Consider the following 924-nt stretch of genomic DNA (forward strand, 5'->3'; position numbering starts at 1 on the left):
TCAGGCGGTGAGGGTGGGGTAGTCGGTGTAGCCGTGGTGGTCGCCGCCGTAGAAGGTGGTCTTGTCGGGGTCGTTGAACGGGCCGCCGGAGGCGAGGCGCCGGGGCAGGTCGGGGTTGGCCAGGAACAGTGCCCCGTAGGCGACCATGTCGGCGCTGCCGTCCTCGATCAGGCCCAGCGCGTCGGGGCCGGTGGTGTCGGGGTAGGTGAAGGGGTTGAGGACGAACGTGCCGGGCCAGTTCTTGCGCAGCCGCGGGGTCAGGTCGCGGTTCGGGCCTTCCATCAGGTGCAGGTAGGCCAGGTCCAGGCCGGCGAGCCGGTCCAGCAGGGCGAGGTAGACCTCGTCCGGGGCCTGCTCGGTGATGTCGTTGAACTGGTTGCCGGGCGAGATCCGCAGGCCCACCCGGTCGCCGCCGATCGCTTCGGCGACGGCGGTGACGACCTCGACGGCGAAGCGGATCCGGCCCTCGGTGGTGCCGCCCCAGGCGTCGGTGCGGTGGTTGGTGTTGGGTGCGAGGAACTGGTGGATGAGGTAGCCGTTGGCGCCGTGCAGCTCGACGCCGTCGAACCCGGCCTCGACCGCGTTGCGGGCGGCGTCGGCGAAGTCGGCGACGGTCTGGCGGATCTCCGCCTCGCTCAGCTCCTTCGGCGTCACGAAGTCCTTGGGTCCCTCGTGGGTGAAGACCCGCCCTTCGGCGGCCACCGCCGACGGTCCCACCGGCACCAGCCCGTCGGGCAGCAGGCTCGGGTGCCCGATCCGGCCGGTGTGCATCAGCTGCGCGAAGACGGCACCGCCCGCACGGTGCACGGCGTCGGTCACCGTCCGCCACGCCCGCACCTGCCCTGCCGTGTGCAGGCCGGGGGTGTCGGGGTAGCCCTGGCCCACCGGCGAGGGCTGGATGCCCTCCGTGACGATCAGCCCGGC

Annotated in this window: 1 protein-coding gene; it reads right to left on the bottom strand. The window is 72.4% G+C overall.

Annotated elements, in window-relative coordinates:
* On the bottom strand, nt 1-924 hold a 924-nt coding region (locus tag M8I34_RS41085), incomplete at its 5' end, for an alkene reductase (RefSeq protein ID WP_250058164.1).

Source organism: Streptomyces sp. MCA2, assembly GCF_023544705.1.
In the GTDB taxonomy this organism is placed as follows: domain Bacteria; phylum Actinomycetota; class Actinomycetes; order Streptomycetales; family Streptomycetaceae; genus Streptomyces; species Streptomyces decoyicus.